Here is a 3629-nt window from a genome sequence, read left to right as displayed (position 1 = left end):
CGCAGCCCTGCTCGAAGCCGCCAGGGCCGTGCGCGACCCGTTGGTTGCCGCCCACAACCAGGTTTCCGCCCTTCGCGCCGTCCTGCGCACCGACCAGCTGACGTGGCTCGAGGGACATCCACGCCGCGCATCGGCTCCCGCCGACCTGTCCCGTTCCCTCGCGGCCCTTGCCACGCGAAAGGCGGAGGGTGGGGGAACCCTGCCCGACAAGGCGGCCGCGGAGGCCTTTCGTCTCTCTCGCGATGAGCTCATCGACCTCCCGGCCACCCTCGAGTCGCAGCCCGCGCTGCGACTGAACGCGGCACAGGCAGCGGCTCTCGAGAGCGTGCTGCGGAGCGTCGATGCCATCGACGCGCTGGAGAAGCGCTTCAGCGAGAAAGCGAAGGAGATTCTCACGCCAGCCCAGATGCGCTACCTCGAGTCGAATCGACCGCGCCTCGAGGTGCTGCGCAAGCTCGCACCGCTGATGCTGCTCGAAGTCCCGAGCCAGCCGTGACGTCCCCCGCAGCGCGTCGATGACGTCTCCGCGCGTCAAGCCCCTTCCCGTTCGACGATGGGAGGTCGTCTTCACGATCGCTCTCATCGTCACGCAGGTTGCGCTGAACGCGATATACGTCATGTCTGATCACCGACCACCGGTGGAAGACAGCCCGGATCGAATCATCGAGAGCGTCCGGTTCTGGCGAGAGCTGACCACGGATCACCGCGTCTACTTCATGCGGTATCCCCCGCTCCCATCGCTCATCGCGCTGCCGTTCTACCAGATTGCCGGGCCCTCCGCACAGTCGGCCTGCCTGAGCCTCAACGCGTTCCTCGCGGTATACCTCGCGTCGATGATCTGGATCGGGCGGCTCTGGGGAGGGCGCCAAGGAGGCGTGCTCATGGGGCTCGCCGCGGCGGCGGTTCCACATGTGAGCGTCTGGTGCCGGACCTACGTCCCCGACGTTGCACTGCACGCCGCCGTGGCGCTGTCGATGGGAGCGCTGGTCGGGTGCAGCGGGCTCACACGACGCCGCGAGACGTGGCTGCTGGGCGCAAGCCTCGCCATGGGCATGCTCGCCCGATGGACCTTCCCCTGGTTCATGGGGCTCCCCTTTCTCGTCGTGGTGATACAGGCGTGCATCGACGAGCCGCGCGAGCGGCGAACCATCGTCACGCTGCTCACCCATCTCGCGCTCACCGCGGCCGTCATTGCGCTCGGCGCGATGGAGTCCGTGGGCAGCGCTCCCGCGGGTCCGCTGCGCGATCCACACGCCGCGGTTCGCTTCGCCGTGCTCAGCGCGTGCTGGCTCTACTGGCTCACCCTTGCCCGGCGACAGCGTCCGGAAGGTGACGACCCAGCCACGATCAGACCCTGGGCGGGTCTGGCCCTCGCCCTCTCCACCGCCGTTCTCGGCACACTCTGGTGGTATGCCTTCGCCGCAGGCACGATCTACGAGAAGCTGCTCATGGACGCCTCCGAGCACCAGCGCTCGGGGGGCCTCTTCCTGCAGAACCTGGCCGAGTATGTCGCGGCCCTCTCCCACACCCTGCCCGGCACGCCGCTGCTGATCGCCGTGGGAACCGCTGCCGGCCTGCGCATGTCGGGACTGCGCCGCCCCACCGCGCTTGCGGTCGCAGGGCTCGCCTTCTCAGTCGGGCTCCTCTGTGCCTCGGCGCCCCACGCCGACCCTCGGTACGCCCAACCGGCAACCGTGTTCGTGCTCATCTTGTGCGTGGGATGGCTTGCCCGTGCCCTTCCCCCTCGACCTCTGGCGTGGGGAGCGGGCACGCTGATGCTGGGAACAGCGTGCCTCGTGCTGACCGACGCCTGGGTGCTCCCCGGGCCGTTGCGGTCACGGGCAGAGACGCTGATCGCGAACGACGTGCGGGTCACCACGGCGTACTGCCGCCCACCTGAGGCTGCGCCCTACCCCCTGCGCGAGACCCTCACGCGGGTGCTGCACGACGGGCAGGCCGAGGTGGGCGTGATCAAGCTCGACGGAGCCGAAGTGGAGGTTCAGGCCTTCGAGCTGGCCGCCACGCTCGATCAGCTCCCCATCCGGGTGAAGCCCATGGACGCGCAAGACCCCGGTCAAGGCCCGGAACGCATCATCGTCATCGGTGACCTCTCGACCCTCGCGGCAACCGAGCGCCTGGCGTCGTGGACGGTCGTCACGTCGTGGAAGGGCGGCGCTGACGCGCAATGGCACCTCATGCGACGCGCGCAGGTCTCCCCATGAGCCCGCATCCCCACGCGCTCGCGGAGAGCTGCTGGGTCAGCAGGCCCCCCCCTCGCCCCGGCGAAAGACGCACCCAACCATGCTGCTGATGGCCAAGGTCCCCCTAGAGTACTACTACGTGCACGGGCTCGAGTCTTCGCATCTGCCCTTCACGATGCTGAACGGCTACATCCCAGACCTCTCGGCCCCCATGCTTCGCGCGGCACTTCTCTGTGGGGGCGTTCTGCTCTGCGCCGTGGTGATGCTGCAGATGCGGCTCCGCGTGCACCGCCTGCGCCCGTGGAAGCGAGCCTTCGTGGTCTTCCTGTTGGTGGCGAACTTCTTCTGCGCCTGGGAGATCTCGCTGCAGATGTTTGCCCGCCAGCTCGACGAGCCGCTGTTCATCCCGGACCCGGTACTCTTCTGGAACGTCAACCCCGAGCTCCAGCAGGAATGGGTGGCCGATCAGCGACATCTGGTCGCGTTCGGCAACGAGACGAAATCGATGAATCCCCAGATCGACGATCTGCTCACGAATCCCGTGCCCACCCCCTCCCCTTCGAGCCAGACCTACCGCATCCTGTGCCTGGGCGATTCACAGGCCATCGCCATCGACCCTGGGTTCGACATTCCCCACGCCTATCCCAAACTGCTCAAAGGCCTTCTCGAGAAACGATTCCCAAAGGCAAGGTTCGAGGTCATCAACGCCGGCGTTCCCGGCTTCTCTTCGTGGCAGGGCCTGCTGCTGGCAAGACGGCTGGTCGACCTCCGGCCAGACCTGCTGATCTTCTGCTTCGGGCACCATGACGGAACCCCCTCACTGGGCAAGGACAGCGATGTGATCACCGATGATCGTCGGGTTCATGCGATGCGTTCGTTGATGTACAGAAGTCAGCTCTGCCTGCTCATCCGTACCCTCGCCATCAAGACACATGAGCGCAGCGAGGAGCGCAAGATCGCGGGGCATGAAGAAGCCCCCACGTGCCGCGTGCCGCTCGACGAGTACGAGCGCAACCTCGAGGCGGTGGCCGCGCTCGGAAGCGCCCGTGGCATTCGCGTTGCCTTCATGGTGGAACCGCAGTCCCAGCGCTCGTTCCAGGCAGACGAGAAGCCCCGCGTGTCAAAGACGAAGGCCGCCACGGCAAGCAGGCGCGAGGACGGCGCTCCGCTGAACGCCGAGCGCAATCGCCACGCAGACGCAATGCGCAGGGTCTCGGCAAAGACAGGCGCCCTGCTGCTCGACGTGCGCGGCGAGCTCGACAAGCAGACCGACGACGACGAACACGCATGCTTCGACTCTCCCGTGCATCTCACGCGCAGAGGACATCAGCGGGTCGCCGAGCTCCTCGACAAGATGCTCGCGCCCGTGCTCTCGAAGCGCCTCTCGCCCTGACAGACGCCCTCTGGGCAATCGATCTGTTCACATCG

Annotated in this window: 3 protein-coding genes; all 3 read left to right on the top strand. The window is 67.0% G+C overall.

Annotated elements, in window-relative coordinates; translation table 11 throughout:
* The first annotated feature begins 28 nt into the window (after window positions 1-28).
* The 3 genes from EB084_21755 to EB084_21745 all read left to right on the top strand — a co-directional run bounded on the left by EB084_21755 (window position 29) and on the right by EB084_21745 (window position 3594).
* Window positions 29-496 (top strand): hypothetical protein, encoded by a 468-nt coding sequence (locus EB084_21755; GenBank protein ID NDD30891.1) that lies wholly within the window; start codon window positions 29-31, stop codon window positions 494-496.
* A 19-nt stretch (window positions 497-515) separates the two neighbouring features.
* Complete coding sequence (locus tag EB084_21750) at window positions 516-2222, top strand: hypothetical protein (GenBank protein ID NDD30890.1); 1707 nt, start codon at window positions 516-518, stop codon at window positions 2220-2222.
* 79 nt (window positions 2223-2301) lie between these two features.
* Entirely contained in the window at window positions 2302-3594 is a 1293-nt protein-coding gene (locus EB084_21745; protein ID NDD30889.1) for an SGNH/GDSL hydrolase family protein, read from the top strand.
* Window positions 3595-3629 lie beyond the last annotated feature (35 nt).

It is taken from the genome of Pseudomonadota bacterium, assembly GCA_010028905.1.
Classification (GTDB): domain Bacteria; phylum Vulcanimicrobiota; class Xenobia; order RGZZ01; family RGZZ01; genus RGZZ01.
The sequence above is the reverse complement of the archived record's forward strand: the minus strand, read 5'-3'. Positions and strand labels throughout refer to the sequence as shown.

Bases quoted from the DNA above. Each gene is read 5' to 3' on its own strand.
- EB084_21750 (NDD30890.1), top strand. From the start codon at position 516: ATGACGTCTCCGCGCGTCAAGCCCCTTCCCGTTCGACGATGGGAGGTC.
- EB084_21745 (NDD30889.1), top strand. From the start codon at position 2,302: ATGCTGCTGATGGCCAAGGTCCCCCTAGAGTACTACTACGTGCACGGG.